Annotated in this window: 11 protein-coding genes; 5 read left to right on the plus strand and 6 right to left on the minus strand. The window is 66.9% G+C overall.

Going from position 1 to position 16,751, the window contains the following annotated elements:
* Nucleotides 1-42 precede the first annotated feature (42 nt).
* Nucleotides 43-1,185 carry a molecular chaperone DnaJ gene (dnaJ, locus tag SBI20_RS00445; RefSeq protein ID WP_317973169.1) on the plus strand — a complete coding sequence of 381 codons (1,143 nt, stop codon included), beginning with the start codon at nt 43-45 and terminating at the stop codon, nt 1,183-1,185.
* Between the two features lie 74 nt (nt 1,186-1,259).
* Here the strand turns inward: dnaJ and SBI20_RS00450 are convergent, their stop codons facing one another.
* Entirely contained in the window at nt 1,260-3,647 is a 2,388-nt protein-coding gene (locus tag SBI20_RS00450; RefSeq protein WP_317973170.1) for a patatin-like protein, read from the minus strand.
* A gap of 170 nt (nt 3,648-3,817) precedes the next feature.
* On the opposite strand from SBI20_RS00450, the gene SBI20_RS00455 reads away from it, so the two are divergent.
* Genes SBI20_RS00455 through SBI20_RS00470 form a run of 4 tightly spaced genes read left to right on the plus strand, consistent with a single transcriptional unit; the run spans nt 3,818 to nt 10,466 of the window.
* Nucleotides 3,818-5,203, plus strand: coding sequence for a TIGR03013 family XrtA/PEP-CTERM system glycosyltransferase (locus SBI20_RS00455; protein WP_317973171.1), 1,386 nt, complete (start codon nt 3,818-3,820; stop codon nt 5,201-5,203).
* Nucleotides 5,204-5,216: 13 nt separating this feature from the next.
* Entirely contained in the window at nt 5,217-7,421 is a 2,205-nt protein-coding gene (prsK, locus tag SBI20_RS00460; protein ID WP_317973172.1) for an XrtA/PEP-CTERM system histidine kinase PrsK, read from the plus strand.
* Nucleotides 7,421-8,836: a PEP-CTERM-box response regulator transcription factor gene (gene prsR / locus SBI20_RS00465; RefSeq protein WP_317973173.1), complete on the plus strand. Its 1,416-nt coding sequence runs from the start codon at nt 7,421-7,423 to the stop codon at nt 8,834-8,836. Before prsK ends, prsR begins: the two co-directional genes overlap by 1 nt.
* A gap of 49 nt (nt 8,837-8,885) precedes the next feature.
* Nucleotides 8,886-10,466, plus strand: a complete 1,581-nt coding sequence (locus tag SBI20_RS00470; protein WP_317973174.1) for a tetratricopeptide repeat protein — start codon at nt 8,886-8,888, stop codon at nt 10,464-10,466.
* Between the two features lie 72 nt (nt 10,467-10,538).
* Here the strand turns inward: SBI20_RS00470 and leuA are convergent, their stop codons facing one another.
* The 5 genes from leuA to ilvB form a co-directional block, all read right to left on the minus strand.
* Nucleotides 10,539-12,209 (minus strand): 2-isopropylmalate synthase, encoded by a 1,671-nt coding sequence (gene leuA, locus SBI20_RS00475; protein ID WP_317973175.1) that lies wholly within the window; start codon nt 12,207-12,209, stop codon nt 10,539-10,541.
* 236 nt (nt 12,210-12,445) lie between these two features.
* On the minus strand, nt 12,446-12,886 hold the full coding sequence (locus SBI20_RS00480) for an I78 family peptidase inhibitor (RefSeq protein ID WP_317973176.1): 441 nt from the start codon (nt 12,884-12,886) through the stop codon (nt 12,446-12,448).
* Nucleotides 12,887-13,088: 202 nt separating this feature from the next.
* Nucleotides 13,089-14,108, minus strand: coding sequence for a ketol-acid reductoisomerase (gene ilvC / locus SBI20_RS00485; protein WP_317973177.1), 1,020 nt, complete (start codon nt 14,106-14,108; stop codon nt 13,089-13,091).
* A gap of 143 nt (nt 14,109-14,251) precedes the next feature.
* The gene (gene ilvN, locus SBI20_RS00490) at nt 14,252-14,770 is read right to left on the minus strand and encodes an acetolactate synthase small subunit (RefSeq protein WP_411911481.1); all 519 of its coding nucleotides are present in this window, start codon (nt 14,768-14,770) and stop codon (nt 14,252-14,254) included.
* Nucleotides 14,771-14,799: 29 nt separating this feature from the next.
* Nucleotides 14,800-16,551 carry a biosynthetic-type acetolactate synthase large subunit gene (gene ilvB / locus SBI20_RS00495; RefSeq protein ID WP_317973178.1) on the minus strand — a complete coding sequence of 584 codons (1,752 nt, stop codon included), beginning with the start codon at nt 16,549-16,551 and terminating at the stop codon, nt 14,800-14,802.
* Nucleotides 16,552-16,751: the final 200 nt, after the last annotated feature.

Raw genomic sequence — 16,751 nt, forward strand, 5'->3', positions numbered from 1 at the left:
GGCATCTCAGGCCCTCTCCCCTCGCGGGGAGAGGGCTTATCTATGGCAGTTGAAGCCGACTATTACGAATTGCTCGAAGTGGAGCGCACGGCCGATGACAAGATCATCAAGTCCGCGTTCCGCAAGCTGGCCATGCGCTATCACCCCGACAAGAATCCGGGTGACCAGGAATCCGAGGCCAAGTTCAAGCAGATCAACGAGGCCTATGCCTGCCTGTCCGACCCGCAGAAGCGGGCGGCTTATGATCGCTATGGCCATGCCGCTTTCCAGCAGGGCGGTCCGGGTGGTCCGGGCGGCGGCGCCGGTTTCGGTGGTGGCGACTTTGGCGACATCGGCGATATTTTCGAGACGATCTTCGGCGGCGCCTTTGGCGGCGGCGGGGGCCGCCAGCAGAGCCGGCGCGGCGCCGACTTGCGCTATGACATGGAGATCACCCTCGAAGAGGCGTTCCATGGCAAGACCGCCGAAATCAATGTCGAGGTTTCGCAGGCCTGCGAGCCGTGCGGCGGGTCGGGCGCGACGCCCGGCACTTCGGTGCGCCGCTGCAACCTGTGTGGCGGACATGGCAAGGTCCGTGCCCAGCAGGGCTTCTTCATGGTCGAGCGGGCGTGCCCCAATTGCCACGGGCGCGGCGAGGTCATCGAAAAGCCCTGCCGCAATTGCCGGGGCGAGGGCCGGGTCGATACCCCCCAGACGCTCTCGGTCGATGTTCCCGCAGGTGTCGATACCGGCACGCGCATCCGCCTTGCCGGCAAGGGCGAGGCAGGACCGGGCGGGGCCCCGGCGGGCGACCTCTACATCTTCCTCCACATTGCCCGGCACAAGGTGTTCGAGCGCGACGGCACCACCCTGCTGACCCGCGCCCCGATCAGCTTCACGACCGCCGCACTCGGTGGCGAGATCGAGATCCCCGGTCTCGACGGCAGCCGCCACACGATCGAGATTCCTGCCGGAATCCAGAGTGGCAAGCAGTTGCGCAAGCGCGGTGCGGGCATGCCCGTGTTGCAGGGGCGCGGCTCGGGCGATCTGGTCGTGGAAATCCAGGTCGAGACGCCGACCCGTCTCTCGGCCCGCCAGCGCGAACTGCTGCGCGAATTCCAGTCGACCGAAACCGGCGAGGAATGCCCGCAATCGAAGGGCTTTTTCGAGCGGATCAAGGATGCCTGGACCGATCTGACCGAATGACCGGATGATCGATGCCCCGAAGGCCCTGTCGCGCGTTCTTCTGACGCACGGCAGGGCCTTCGTATATTGACGACCTAGCGCCCCATTCGCTCCAGAACTTCGGCGCGCAAGGCGGGGACCAGCCCCGGATCGGCCTGAAGGCGGGCTTCTTCCTCGTCGAGGATGGCGAGGAAAGCGCGGCGCTTGAAGCTGCGCACCACGGTTTCGTCCAGGGCCATGTCGAGGGTCGAGCAGACCATGTCGATCAGCCGTTCGGCCCCGTTCAGCCGCCCCCACAGATAGTCGTTCTCGCGCCAGGCCCGGCTGAAAAACGCGCCGAAGTGGGTGAACGCAATGCCCTTGAGGCAGGCGCGCGTGCCGCCGGGCCGGATCGCGGTGGCGTCCTCGGGCGAGATGCGGTCCACTTTCACCGAATCAAATTCGCCCAGGCCATCGCCCTGATAGAGCGGCAAAGTGGCCACGTCGTAGAACGGAAAGCCCAGATAGGCATGGAGGAACCGCCGCCGCAGCGGCTTGTCCATGGCCTCGATCGCGCGGACGAATAGCGCATCGACCTCGTCGTCGAGCCGGGCCAGATCGCGCCGCGCGGCAATCTGGGCGAGGACTGCGCCCGGATGGGTGGCAAACTGCGCCGCATGATCGGAAAAACCGGGGCCAAGCCCGGCAAGGCTGGCCTGTGCCTGATAGAGCGCCTGCGCCTGATAGACGACATCGCGCGCGGCCTCGCGCATGGCCGGCGCGATACCATCGGCCTCGTCCCAGTTGGAGGTGAGCCGCCGGGCGAGCAGCTTCAGGCGGCGAATGCGGAAATTGAGATCGTGGGCGCGGAAAAAGGCGATAGCCGCCTGGCTGGCCCCGCCGCTGCGTTCACTCAGGTGGTTGAGGCCGAGGCTTTCGAGATGGGCCCAAAGCCGTTCCTCGACCGGCGCGGCCCCGCGCCCGCTGTGCGGATCGGCGCCCAGTTCGGCGGCGAGCGGGGCGGGCAGGGCCTGGGCGATCAGGGCGGCCAGATCGGCGACGATCCCGGCCAGCTTGACTTGCGCATAGCTGTGAAAGGCAAAACCGGCCTGCTCGGCGGCGGCCTGCTGGGCGCGGGCGCGCCAGCTGATCAGGCGGGCATGGCTCGGGCGGTCGAAGAACAGGGTGTGGCCGAACAGGCGCACGACGGTGTCCTCGATCTCGGGCTTGAGGTTCTCGACAATGGCCCGCACCCGCTGGCGCTCGCGCGACTGGCGTTCGAGGGCTTCGAGGTTGTCGCGGATCGGCTGTTCGCGCGGGATGGTCGAAAGCGCGCCGAAGATGGCCGAGAGGAAGCCGATCGGGGCGGGGGCCTGCGAAGCGGGGCTGGCGCCCGGATTGTGGGGGGCGGGATCGAGATAGACGAAGCGGCGGTCGACCTCGCGCCGCGAGGGGCGGCTGGTGAGGGCGGACATGGCCGGTCCGAACGGGCGGTTGGCCAGAACGGCGCCATCGACGAGGGCGGCCTGGTCGAGCGTGCCTTGTCGCCAGCGGTGCGGCATGATCCGGGCCACGAACGCCTCGCGCCCCGGCCAGCCCTGCCCCCGTTCGGCCATGAGTTGGTCGATCTCGGCCAGGGTGAGCGGGGGAAAGGCGCCCGGAAAGCTGGCCGTGGCGCGCGCGGCCAGCACGAGTTCGGGCAGTGCGGCCATCGGCCTGCCGTGCAGGGTTGCGATCTGGGCCTGGAACCCGATGGCCAGACGGTGCTCGTTTTCCTCGACCAGCGGGGGGCTGTTGAGGTGAAGCGGGGTGGGGTGGCCGGTAAAGTCCGTGGCGGTCACCAGCAGGTCGAGCGGGTGGCGCGGGGGCAGGAGCGGGGCGTCGGCCGGGCTGCGGGCCATGGCGTCGAGCGCTTCGGCCAGCAGGCGTGAGAAGCCGATCCCGCTGAACGGCGGGGCGAACCAGCGCGCGCGGATCAGCCGCGAGACCTTGCGCCGCACTTCGCCGCGCAACGCCGGGCCCAGTTGGCGGGCCAGATCATGCCCGCCGGGCTGGAGTCCGGGCCAGCGCAGGGCTGCCCAGACCAGCGGCTGGGCCCAGAACTTGGCAAGGCGGCCCCAGGGGCGGGCATCGGGATCGAGCAGGATGTCGCTGTCGGCGCGTTCGAGCCAGAGATGGGTGAGCGGTTCGAGGCTCTGTCCGGTGGCCAGCGCCTGGGCGAGGAAGACCGCGTTGATGCCCCCCGCGCTCGCGCCCGAGAGAATGTCGATCATCACCCGCAGCGACAGCCCCCGGTCCTGCGCGATGGTTTCGAACAGGGCGCGCCAGACCGCTTCGGTGCCCGATGGTTCTGCCGTGTCGGGCGCGGCATTGCGGGAGTGGGCATGGTGGGCCCTGCTCGCACGCAGGAGATGCCAGAGTTCCTTGGTAACCCCATGCATGTAGACGGCCAGGCTGATGCCGCCGGTGGAAACGAGAGCCAGTCGCAGTTCTTTCTGCCGCATGCAATCACCATGGCAGGCTTTGCCCATGCCCGCCAGTAGGGCTACACTGATGTAAATCCTGCCGACAGCCACGGGGTGAAGATGTCAGATTCACCGACAATTTACGCACATCGGGCTAAGACCCTGTCCGTGGCGGCCCTATCCGGGCGAAACGGTAACTTTGGGGAACGATGATCCGCCTGTTCAAACACTATATTCCCAAAGCGGTCTTTCTGCTGGGGGTCATCGATTTCTGGCTGCTGATCCTGGCGGGCGAGCTGGGCTGGAGGGTGCGTGCCTACCAGTTGTCCATCGACAGCGGGTCCATTGGCGACCGGCTGGTGCCCTTGCTGTTGTTCGCGGTGCTGGTGCAGACGGCGATGGTCTCGGTCGGGGTCTATGGCTCGGATGCGCTGCGTTCGATGCGCTATGCGACCGCGCGGTTGATGGTGGCGATCAGCCTGGGGATCATCGCGCTGTCGGTGGTCTATTTCCTGCTGCCGGGGCACACGCTGTGGCGCTCGAACCTGTTTTACGCGATGATGCTCTCGCTCGGTTTGCTGATCGGCGTGCGGGTTGCCCTCGGCGGCTTTCTGGGGACGGCGGCGTTCCGGCGGCGGGTTCTCGTGCTCGGCGCGGGGCAGCGGGCCGACCGGCTGCGCAAGCTGGGCGAGCGGCGCGAAGCGGGCTTCATGATCGTCGGCTTTGTCGCGATGAGCGCGCAAGAACCGGTCATCGAGGAGGCGATCAGCCGCGATGCCCTGCCCAATCTTACCCGGTTCGTCGAGAATCTCGGGGTCAGCGAGGTCGTTCTCGCGCTCGAGGAGCGGCGCAATGCCCTGCCGCTCAAGGATCTGCTGCGGATCAAGACCACCGGGGTCCATGTCAACGACTTCTCCACCTTCGTCGAGCGCGAGACGGGGCGGGTCGACCTCGACACCGTCAATCCGAGCTGGCTGATCTTCTCCGACGGGTTTGCTTCAGGGCGGATGCTCTCGGGCGCGGTCAAGCGGGCCTTCGACATTGCCGCGAGCCTGCTGCTGCTGGTGCTGACCGCGCCGGTCATCGCGGTCTTTGCCGTGCTGGTAAAGCTCGACAGCAAGGGCCCGGCGTTCTTCCGCCAGACCCGCGTGGGTCTTTATGGGCAGAGCTTCGACCTCATCAAGCTGCGGTCCATGCGCACCGACGCGGAAGCGGGGGGCGCGCAGTGGGCGGCCAAGAACGACCCGCGCGTGACCCGCATCGGTGGCCTGATCCGCAAGTTGCGCATCGACGAACTGCCGCAGACCTGGACCGTGCTGAAAGGCGAGATGAGCTTTGTCGGCCCGCGTCCCGAACGCCCCGAATTCGTCACCGGGCTTGAGGAAGAACTGCCCTATTATGCCGAGCGCCACATGGTGAAGCCGGGGATCACCGGCTGGGCGCAGATCAACTATCCCTATGGCGCCTCGATCGAGGACGCGCGCAACAAGCTCGAATACGACCTCTACTATGCCAAGAACTATACCCCGTTCCTTGATCTCCTGATCCTGCTTCAGACGCTGCGTGTCGTGCTCTGGCACGAAGGCGCGCGCTGAGCGGGGAGGGGCCATGCACGCGCCTTCAGAATGGACGGGGCTGTCAGGCTGGGGGGGGCTGGGCCAATGGGGCTTCGTGCTGGCGGCCTTTGCCGCGCTCGTGCTGGGGGGCTGGCAGATCGAGCGGTATCGGCGGGGGCATGACGCAGCGCGCGCGCGCGCGGTCAGGCTGGCTCCGATCGTGGCGGTGCTGGTCTGCGCGCTCTGGGCGCTGATCGAGGCGACATATGGTCCGGGCGACCCGGCGGCGCTGATCGCCGATGTGGCGCGCAATCTGGCCTGCCTGGGGCTGGTCTATGCGCTGTTCGTCGACGACGGGCGGCACGAGACGGTCGCGCCGGTGCGTCCGGTGCTGGTCGTGCTGGCGGTCGTCGAGCTTCTGCAACCGGCCCTGCTGGTCTTGCGCCTGCGCCTTGGCATGGATGGTCTGCCAGATTCCCATGAACTGGTGATGATCTTCGAGATTTCGGTGATCCTGCGCCTGCTGGTGATCACCGGGGCGCTGGTGCTGGTCCACAATCTCTATGTCGGGGCCATGGGGCCCCAGCGTCAGGCTCTGCGCTGGACATGCGGGGCCCTCGCGCTGATCTGGGGTTATGACCTCAATTTCTACACGATGGTCTATCTCGTCAATGCGATGCCCGCCCAGTTGGTCGGCCTGCGCGCGCTGGTGGCCTTGCTGGGCATGGGCGTGCTGGGGATGGGGGCGATGCGCGAGCGGTCGCAGGCGCGGTTTTCGCCCTCGCGGGCCGTGGCGTTCCAGTCGCTCTCGCTGCTGGTCATCGGCGGGTACATGCTGCTCATGGTCGCCGTGGCGCAGTCGGTGGCCTGGCTGGGCGGCGGGGCGACGATGCTCACCCAGCTCGGCTTTGTCTTTGCCACGACCGTGCTGGTGCTGGTGCTGGTCCCCTCGCAGCGCCTGCGCGGCTGGCTCAATGTCATGGTGTCCAAGCACTTCTTCCAGCACCGCTACGACTATCGCGCCGAATGGCTGCGGTTCACCCGCACGATCGGGCAGGGGCATAGTGTGCAGGGGCTGGGCGGGCAGGAAACCGGCGACGCCACCTCGCTCCACGCCCGCGTGGTGCAGGCTCTGGCCGACATAACCGACAGCCCGCGCGGCGCCCTGCTGGTGCCTGCGGACAATGGCGATCTGGTTCTGGCCGCGCGCTGGCAATGGCCCACGCTCGACGTGCCGGCACAGGCCATGCCCGCGCACAGCGTGGCCTTTTTCGAGCAGAGCGGCTTCATCGTCGATCTCGACGAAGTGCGGCGCGGGGTCGATCATCGCGGCGAGGCGTGCGCCACGCCGGGCTGGATGGCGCAGGACGAGGCGATCTGGGCGCTCGTGCCGCTGGTGCATTTCGACCGGCTGGTCGGGCTGGTCGCGCTGGGGCGCCCGCCGCTCGCGCGCAAGCTCGACTGGGAGGACTTCGACCTCCTGCGCGTGGCAGGACACCAGATTGCCAGCACGATTGCCGAGAACAACGGCCAGCTGGCCCTGCTGGAGGCCAGCCGTTTCGACGAGTTCAACCGCCGCATCGCCTTCGTGATGCACGACATCAAGAATCTGGCCAGCCAGCTCTCCTTGCTGGCCCGCAATGCCGAGCGTCACGCCGACAACCCCGAATTCCGCAAGGACATGCTGCTCACGCTCGGCAATGCGGCCGACAAGCTCAATGCCCTGCTCGCGCGGCTCTCGCGCTATGGGACGGGCCATGGCGGCGAGCGGCTGGTCCCGGTCGATGCTGGTGCCCTGGCCCAGCGCCTTGTCGCGCGGTGGCAGGGGATGCCAGTCGAGGTCGTCATCGGCAGGGCCGATCCCTGTCTGGTCATGGTCAGTCCCGAGACGCTCGAACAAGTGCTCGTCCACCTCGTGCAGAATGCGCTCGATGCCAGCGGGCCGGGCATGCCTGTCCGCATCGAGGTGTCGGGCGAGGGGGAAACCGGCTCTGTCGCGGTGGTCGACAGCGGCTGCGGGATGAGCGCCGAATTCGTGCGCAACGGGCTGTTCAAGCCCTTCGTGTCGACCAAGCCGGGCGGCTTTGGCATCGGCGCGTTCGAGGCCCGCGAACTCGTGCGCGCGATGCGGGGCTCGCTCGATGTGGAAAGCCGGGAAGGGCTGGGCAGCCGCTTTGTCGTGCGCCTTCCACTTGCCGCCCAATCTCCGCCAGACCTTCCACCGTTTGATCTTGTGACAGAACAGAAAGTTGCCTGATGACCGAGCCGCACGCCAAGACGGCCTCCTCCCCCGTCCCGCCAAAGCCGGGGTCCAGGCTGCTGCCCAAGCTACTGATCGTGGAAGACGATCCGGGCCTTCAGGCCCAGCTCAAGTGGGCTTACGAGGATTTCGAGGTGCTCATTGCGGGCGACCGGGCCAGCGCGCTCACCCTGCTGCGCGCCGAGGAACCGCCGGTGGTGACCCTCGATCTGGGCCTGCCGCCCGACCCGGACGGCACGAGCGAGGGTTTTGCCCTGCTCGATGCGATCATGAGCCTCAAGCCCGATACCAAGGTGATCGTTGCTTCGGGCCATGGCGCGCGTGAATCCGCGCTGCGGGCCGTGGCGCAGGGGGCCTATGATTTCTACGCCAAGCCGGTCGATATCGATGCGCTGGGGCTGATCGTGCGGCGCGCGTTCCACCTGCACCGGATCGAGGCCGAAAACCGCGCGCTGGCCGCTCGCGCGCCTGCCGATGCCCGCGTGCTGGGGGGGATGATCACCGCTGCGCCCGAGATGGTCAAAGTGGCGCGCACGATCGAGCGCGTGGCCAATACCGATGTCTCGGTCATGCTGCTGGGCGCGAGCGGGACGGGCAAGGAACTGCTCGCACGCGGGCTGCACGAGGCCAGCGTGCGCAGTGGGGCCGCCTTCGTGGCGATCAATTGCGCCGCGATCCCCGAAAACCTCCTCGAAAGCGAGCTGTTCGGCCACGAAAAGGGCGCGTTTACCGGCGCGGTCAAGACCACCGAGGGCAAGATCGAGCAGGCCAATGGCGGCACCCTGTTCCTCGACGAAGTGGGCGACATCCCGCTGCAATTGCAGGTCAAGCTGCTGCGCTTCCTGCAAGAGCGCACGATCGAACGGATCGGCGGGCGCCGGGCGATCCCGGTCGATACGCGGATCGTGTGCGCCACCCACCAGAACCTTGAGGCGATGATCGCCGACGGGCGCTTCCGCGAGGACTTGTGGTATCGCCTTGCCGAGATCGTGATCAGGATCCCCTCGCTGGCGCAGCGGCCCGGCGACGCGATTTTGCTGGCCAAGGCTTTCCTGACCCGGTTTGCCGCAGCGATGAACCCGGCGGTCAAGGGCTTTGCCCCCGATGCGCTGGCGGCCATCGATGCCTGGGGCTGGCCGGGCAATGTTCGCGAACTGGAAAACCGCCTGAAGCGCGCGGTGATCATGGCCGATGGCAAGCTGGTCTGCGCCGCCGATCTCGACCTGCCGCTGGCCGATGCGGCCGATGACAGCCCGCTCAACCTCAAGGCCGCGCGCGAGGCTGCCGACCGCAAGGCCATCCGCCATGCGCTGGCCCGCAGCGAGGGCAATATCTCCAACACCGCGCGCCTGCTGGGGATCAGCCGGCCCACGCTTTATGATCTGCTCAAACAGTATGACATGCAGAACTGAGCGCAAAATTGAGCCGGGGGCCCGGTTCCGGGCGGGGCTGGGGCTCTGTGTGGCCGGGCTTTTGACCGGGCTTTGGCCGCTGTCCTCGCAGGCGGATGGGGGGATCGACGCCTTGCGCGCCCGTTCGCGCGCCGCGCTGGCCCGGCACGATCCGATTGCCGCCGAAGTGCCGCTGCGCGAGGCCTTGCGCAAGGGCGCCTCCGAAGATGCCCTGCGCGCCGATCTGGGTGCGGCCCTGCTGGCGCGGGACGACCGGGTCGAGGCGCACCGTATTCTGGACAAGGGTGATTTCACGCCCGACACGGCGGCGCTGGGCTGGCGCATGCGCGGCGAACTGGCGATGAGCGAAGGCCATCTGCCACAGGCCGGGCAGGATTTCGACCAGGCGCTCAAGGTGGCGCCGGGCGATGCCGACTTGTGGGTCTCCATCGCCCGGCTGCGCTTTACCGGGGGCGAGGAAGCCCAGGCGCAGGAAGCCGCCGAACGGGCCGTGACACTGGCCCCGCGCAGCGCCCGTGCGCTGGCCATGCGCGGGATGATGGTGCGCGCGCGCTTCGGCTTGCGCGCCGGGCTGCCCTGGTTCGAGCAGGGGCTGCGCTTCCATCCCGACGACGCGGGCCTGCTGGTCGAATATGCGGCCACGCTGGGCGACATGGGGCGCAACCGCGACATGCTGGCGGCGGTCCGGCGTCTGGCCCAGGCCGATCCGGGCGAGCCGCGCATCTTCTATCTTCAGGCCGTGCTCGCCGCGCGTGCGGGACGTTCGGAACTGGCGCGCAGCCTGTTGCAACGCACGGGGACAGCCTTGCGCGACCTGCCCGGCGCGATGCTGCTGGGCGGCGTGCTCGAATATCGGGCGGGCAATTATGCGGTTGCTGCCGGGCTGCTCGAACGGCTGGCCCGTCTTCAGCCCGGCAATCTGGAGGCCCAGCAGTTGCTGGCACGGGTCACGGCGCGGAGCGGCGACAACCGGCAGGTCGTCCTGCGCTGGGATGCGGTTGCGCGCCAGCCGTTTGCCTCTCCCTATCTCAAGGTGCTGGTGGCGCGCAGCTGGCTGGCCCTGGGGCAGAAGGCGCGCGGGCAGGCCATGCTCGCCAGCGCGGGCCTGAGCCGGGCAGGGGGCGGGGCGGCGGGTGAGGCTGGGGGCGGGAGAGGGCCCTTCGTATCCATTCCCCCCGATCAGCCGCTGGGTGCGCTCTCCTTGCGCTATCAGGATGCGCCCAATTTCGCCGGGGTGGCCGTGCCCTATGTGCGCGGGCTGCTGGCCGCGCGACGGGGCGATCAGGCCCGCGTGGTGGCCGACCGCTTGCGCGACGCCAATCCGGGGGCCTCGCAGGCCTGGCTGGTGGCGGGCGATGTGAGGATGCTGGGCGGCGATCCGCGCGGCGCCGTTGCGCAATACGAACAGGCCGCCACGATCCGGTTTGGCGAACCCGTCCTGCGGCGCCTCGACGCGGCCTTGCGGGCCAGTGGGCAGCCTCGGGCGGCTGATACGGTGACCGCACGCTATCTTGATGCGAACCCGCAAAGCCTTGCCGCCATGCGTCTTCTGCTGGCCGCGTGGCGCGAGGAAGGGCGCATGGCCGAAGCCGCCGCGATGGAGCGCGCCTTGCGAGCGCGCGGTGTCTGAAAAAAGCGGGCAGGGAGGGGTGCGAAGGGGCCCCGAAAGCCCCTTCGCGCCGGTTTTCTCCAGCGTTCGGCCTCAGCGTCCGGCGTTGGCTGCCGAAAGGATCGCGCGCACGCTGGCCGTGGCGACATCTTCGTCGATGCCCACGCCCCAGACCACGCGGCCATCGGCGAGCACGCATTCGACATAGGCCGCCGCACGGGCATTGGTGCCGCTGCCCATCGCGTGTTCGGAGTAGTCGCGCACTTCGAGGTTGACGCCGAAGTCGTCCTTGAGCGTGGCGACGACCGACGAGATCAGGCCATTGCCACGACCGCTGACCGACTGGACTTTGCCTTCGACCTCGATCTTGCCGGCAAAGACGCGGGTGCCGTCGGCGCTGCGCTGTTCGTCATAGTCGACCAGCGCGAAGTGCTGGGGCGCATCGAGGCGGTAGGTCTTGCGGAACACGCCCCAGATGTCGCCAGCCTGAAGCTCGCGGCCCAGTTCGTCGGCCAGTTCCTGAACGTGGCGCGAGAAGTGCGCCTGCATCTTCTTGGGCAGCTTGAGGCCCTGATCCTGTTCCAGAACCCAGGCGAACCCGCCCTTGCCGCTCTGCGAGTTGACGCGGATCACCGCTTCATAGCTGCGGCCCAGATCGGCCGGGTCGATCGGCAGGTAGGGCACCGACCAGAGTTCGTCGTTGCGCTTTTCCTGCGCGGCGAAGCCCTTCTTGATGGCGTCCTGATGGCTGCCCGAGAAAGCGGTGAAGACCAGTTCGCCGCCATAGGGGTGGCGCGGGTGGACGGGCAGCTGGTTGCAGTATTCGACCGTCTGGATCACTTCGTCGATGTCCGAGAAGTCCAGTTCGGGATCGACGCCCTGCGTGTAGAGGTTCAGGCCCACGGTCACCAGACAGCAATTGCCGGTGCGCTCGCCATTGCCGAACAGGCAGCCTTCGACGCGGTCGGCGCCCGCCATCAGGCCCAGTTCGGCAGCGGCCACGCCGGTGCCCCGGTCGTTGTGGGTGTGCAGGCTGATCACCGCACGGTCGCGACCGGGCAGGTTGCGGCAGAAATACTCGATCTGGTCGGCGTAGATATTGGCCGTGGAGGCCTCGACCGTGGCGGGCAGGTTGAGGATGATCGGCTTTTCGACCGTCGGCTGGAGCACCTCCATCACCGCCTCGCAGCATTCGATGCTGAAATCGAGTTCGGCAGTCGAGAAGGTCTCGGGGCTATATTCGAAGTGCCAGTCGGTCTGCGGGAAGCGGGCGGCCTGATCGCGCAGCAGGGTCGCGCCGCGACGGGCGATTTCCTTGACCTCGCTCTTTTCCATGCCGAACACCACCGAGCGCCACAGCGGCGAGACGGCGTTGTAGACGTGGACGATGGCCTGCTTGGCACCCGCCAGGCTTTCGAACGAGGTCTTGATCAGATCCTCGCGCGACTGGGTCAGCACCTGAACCATCACGTCGTCGGGAATGCGGCCCTGATCGACCAGCCCCCGGATGAAATCATATTCGGTCGCGCCCGCGCTGGGGAAGCCGACTTCGATTTCCTTGATGCCGACCTTGAGCAGCAGGTCGAAGAAACGGGCCTTCTTGTCGGCATCCATCGGGTCGATCAGCGACTGGTTGCCATCGCGCATGTCGGTCGAGAGCCAGCGCGGGGCCTTGGTGATCGTGCGCGAGGGCCACTGGCGGTCGGGCAGGTCGACTTGCGGGAACGGACGATACTTGATGCCGGGATTCTTCAGCATGGCCATGAGGCTGAACCTTGATTTTACGGTGATTTCGAAGACTGCGACAGGAACCCTTGGGCGCCGTGCGCGCCGCGAAACCGACGCGTCAGCTCACGCCCAAGGGCGCGTAAGTCGCAGGGTAAGGTTCAGCAGGGCGATCATGCGCCCGCCTATGGGGTGTCGCGCGCCGCTTGTCCAGAAAAAACCCTGATGGACCAGATCCCGGTCATGATCCCGGTCATGTGTGGGCCCGTCAGGGTTCAGCCGCAGCGGGTGGCCACGATCCGCCCGGTCTCGTCGAGGATCACGTTGAGGCGTCCGGGCTGGTAATCCATCGTGATGGCATCGCCCGGATGGACCCAGCGGACCGGATGATGCCCGACCGCAGCGTCGAGGGCCGCGCGATTCCGGGGCGATTCGGGCAAGCCGATGAAGGCCGTGCTGAGCGGCTTGTTGCAATCGTGTGCAGCAGGATCGTCGCTGGCAGGTGGCGCGATCGGGGCTGGAGTGATCGGGGCTGGGGTGATCGGGGCTGGGGTGATCGGGGCCGGAATAATCGGGGGCAGGGAGGGGCTCTGATGGTCGGGCGGCATGTCCGGCCCGGAGGCGGAGGCCGAGTCGGACTGGGCCGGCGGCGCGCCACAGGCCGACAGCGCGCACAAGGCGGGTGCAAGAGTGAGAATCAGAAGCAGCGGGCGCATGGCGGCGGGCTTTACGCGATTTGGTCCAAAATGGTGTACATTTTGAACGCATGATTTTGCCATGCGGTTCGTCGAGGCTTGCGGGTTGTCCGTAGAAGTGGGCCGCAGGAAAGCGGGCTCGCCCAAGCCTGACTGCCCATGCAAAAGGCCGGCCTGCGGGTGCAGACCGGCCTTTTTCGAGCCGAAGGCGCGAGACGCGCGATCAGTTCTTGGTCTGGTCGACCAGCTTGTTGGCGCCGATCCAGGGCATCATCGCACGCAGCTGGGCACCGGTCTTTTCGATCGGGTGCGCGGCAGCGGCCTTGCGCGAAGCCTTGAGCTCGGGCTGGCCGGCGCGGTTGTCGAGAACGAAGTTCTTGACGAAGCGGCCCGACTGGATGTCGGCCAGAACGCGCTTCATTTCGGCCTTGGTTTCGGCGGTGATGATGCGCGGGCCGGTCACGATGTCGCCGTATTCGGCGGTGTTCGAGATCGAGTAGCGCATGTTGGCGATGCCGCCTTCATAGAGCAGGTCGACGATCAGCTTGGTTTCGTGGAGGCATTCGAAATAGGCCATTTCCGGGGCGTAGCCGGCTTCGACCAGGGTTTCGAAACCCGCCTGGATCAGGTGGGTGATGCCGCCGCACAGAACGGCCTGTTCGCCGAAGAGGTCGGTTTCGCACTCTTCCTTGAAGTTGGTTTCGATGATGCCCGAACGGCCACCGCCCACGCCCGAGGCATAGGCCAGCGCCACGTCGTGGGCATTGCCGGTGGCGTCCTGATGGACGGCCACGAGGCAGGGCACGCCGCCGCCCTTGGTGTATTCACCGCGCACGGTGTGGCCCGGACCCTTGGGGGCGATCATGATCACGTCGACGTCGGCGCGCGGCTCGATCAGGCCGAAGTGGACGTTGAGGCCATGGGCAAAGGCCAGCGCCGAACCGGGGCGCAGGTTGGCGTGGATGTCGTCGGCATAGATCGCGGCCTGATGTTCGTCGGGCGCCAGGATCATGAGGATGTCGGCCCAGGCGGCCGCTTCGGCGTTGGCGAGAACCTTGAAGCCGGCAGCTTCCGCCTTGGCGGCGCTGGCCGAACCGGGACGCAGCGCGATGGCCACTTCCTTGATGCCCGAATCGCGCAGGTTCTGCGCGTGGGCGTGGCCCTGGCTGCCATAGCCGAGGATGGCGATCTTCTTGCCCGCGATCAGGTTCAGATCGCAATCGGCGTCGTAGTAAACCTTCATGGTACTCGTCCTTGGTTGGGTCGTCCTGCCGTGGGCATCCATCGGGCCGGAAAAGCGCAGCGCTTATCGGGGAAAATGGATCGCGGCGCAAGGCCGCGAAGGAGCGGGTTTCTGTTTATGAATTTGAAATAAAAAGAAAAAGCTTAGACTGCCTGAGTGCCGCGGATCATGCCCACGATGCCGGTCCGGCCGACTTCGACCAAGCCGAGTTCCTTCATCAGCGAGACGAAGGTGTCGATCTTCTCGGGCGCGCCGGTCAGCTCGAAGATGAAGCTCGACGTGGTGGTGTCGACCACCTGGGCGCGGAACACGTCGGCCAGGCGCAGCGCCTCGACGCGGTTCTCGCCCTTGCCCGAGACCTTGATCAGCGCGAGTTCGCGCGCGACGTAGGGCCCCACTTCGGTAAGGTCGGTCACCTTGTGGACGGGCACGAGCCGTTCGAGCTGGGCGTGGATCTGGTCGATCACCGCGGGCGGGCCGTGGGTGACGATGGTGATCCGGCTGACGTCGTGCTCGTCGGTGATGTCGGCCACGGTCAGGCTGTCGATGTTGTAGCCGCGCGCGGTGAACAGCCCGGCGATCTTGGCCAGAATGCCTGCCTCGTTGTCGACCGTGATGGTCAGCACATGGCGCTCTTGCGCCGGGATCTTGATCTTCATCATGGGAAGCGTGTCTCGACTCTAAAATCTGTTCAGACCAGCGCCTTGGCTTCGTCGTCCATGGTCCCGGCGACCTGATCGCCATAGAGCAGCATGTCGGTGTGCGCCGCGCCCGAGGGGATCATCGGGAAGCAGTTGGCTTCCTTGGTCACGCGGCAATCGACGATCACCGGGCCGGGATGGTCGATCATGGCCTGGATGCCTGCGTCAAGCTCGTCGAGCGTGTCGATCTGGATGCCCTTCCAGCCATAGGCTTCTGCCAGTTTCACGAAATCGGGCAGCGCATCGGAGTACGAGCTGGAATAGCGGCTTTCATAGGTCAGTTCCTGCCACTGGCGGACCATGCCCATCCACTCGTTGTTGAGGATGAAGACCTTGACCGGCAGGCGGAACTGCGTGGCGGTGCCCAGTTCCTGGATGTTCATCTGGATCGAGGCATCGCCCGCGATGTCGATGACCAGCGAATCCGGGCAGCCGACCTGCGCGCCGATGGCGGCGGGCAGGCCATAGCCCATCGTGCCAAGACCACCCGAGGTCAGCCACTTGTTCGGGTCCTGGAAGTGGAAGTGCTGGGCGGCCCACATCTGGTGCTGGCCCACTTCGGTGCTGATGACCGGGTTGCGGTCCTTGGTCAGCTCGTAGAGGCGCTCGATCGCCAGCTGGGGCATGATCTCGCCGTTGGTGCGCTTGGGATAGGCCAGGCTCTGGCGTGCGCGCCAGCCGTCGATCCGCTCGTGCCAGGCGGTCAGGTCCTGCGCGGTGTGCCCGGCTTCGAGCCAGCCCTCGATGATCTGGCGCAGCACGCGGGCGCAATCGCCGATCAGCGGCAGATCGACCTGAACGGTCTTGTTGATCGAGGCGCGGTCGATGTCGATGTGGATCTTGATGCTGTCGGGCGAGAACGCGTCGAGGCGCCCGGTCACGCGGTCGTCGAAGCGGGCGCCGATGCACACGACCAGATCGGCCTTGTTCATCGCCATGTTGGCTTCATACGTGCCGTGCATGCCCAGCATGCCCAGCCAGTCCTTGTGGGCAGCCGGGAAGGCCCCCAGACCCATCAGGGTCGAGGTGACGGGCGCGCCGGTCAGGGCCTGAAGCTCGCGCAGCAGGCGCGTGGCCTCGGGGCCCGAATTGATCACGCCGCCGCCGGTGTAGAATACCGGCGCCTTGGCCTTGGCGAGCAGGGCGACCGCTTCGGCGATGCCTTGCGCCGGGGCTTCGACTTGCGGGTTGTAGCGGTTGCGGGCCTGCGGGGCATGACCACTCCAGCGCGTGGAGGCGATCTGGACGTCCTTGGGAATGTCGACGACGACCGGGCCGGGGCGGCCTTCGGTGGCGATGCGGAACGCCTCGTCGATGGTGGCGGCCAGTTGCGCGGGGTCCTTCACCAGATAGTTGTGCTTGGTGCAGTGGCGCGTGATGCCGACGGTATCGGCTTCCTGGAACGCGTCCGAGCCGATCAGCGCGGTGGGCACCTGCCCGGTGATGACGACGAGCGGAATCGAATCGAGGAACGCATCGGCAATGCCGGTGACGGCATTGGTCGCCCCCGGACCCGAGGTGACGAGCACGACGCCCGGCTTGCCGGTCGCGCGGGCATAGCCCTCGGCGGCGTGGGCGGCGCCCGCTTCGTGGCGGACGAGGATGTGGCGGATGCGTTCATCGCCGAACAGCGCATCATAGATCGGAAGCACGGCGCCGCCGGGATAGCCGAACACATATTCGACGCCCTTGGCGACCAGGCTTTCGACCAGGATTTCAGCGCCGCTGCGCTCGCTTTTCACGACCTTGTTTCCTTGCTTTCAGGGGGCCCGCAAGAGCGCCCTTATTTCACAAAAACCGCAGACCGGTTACTCCGGCCTGAACCCTCAAAAACTGTGGCTGGCTACAGGGTACCTGTGCCGGCCCAAACCCTCAAAAACTGCGGCCCGGCTACAGGGTACCTGTGCCGGGCCGTCTCTCCCTACTCGGGCACCTGACAAAT

It is taken from the genome of Novosphingobium sp. IK01 (assembly GCF_033242265.1).
GTDB lineage: Bacteria > Pseudomonadota > Alphaproteobacteria > Sphingomonadales > Sphingomonadaceae > Novosphingobium > Novosphingobium pituita.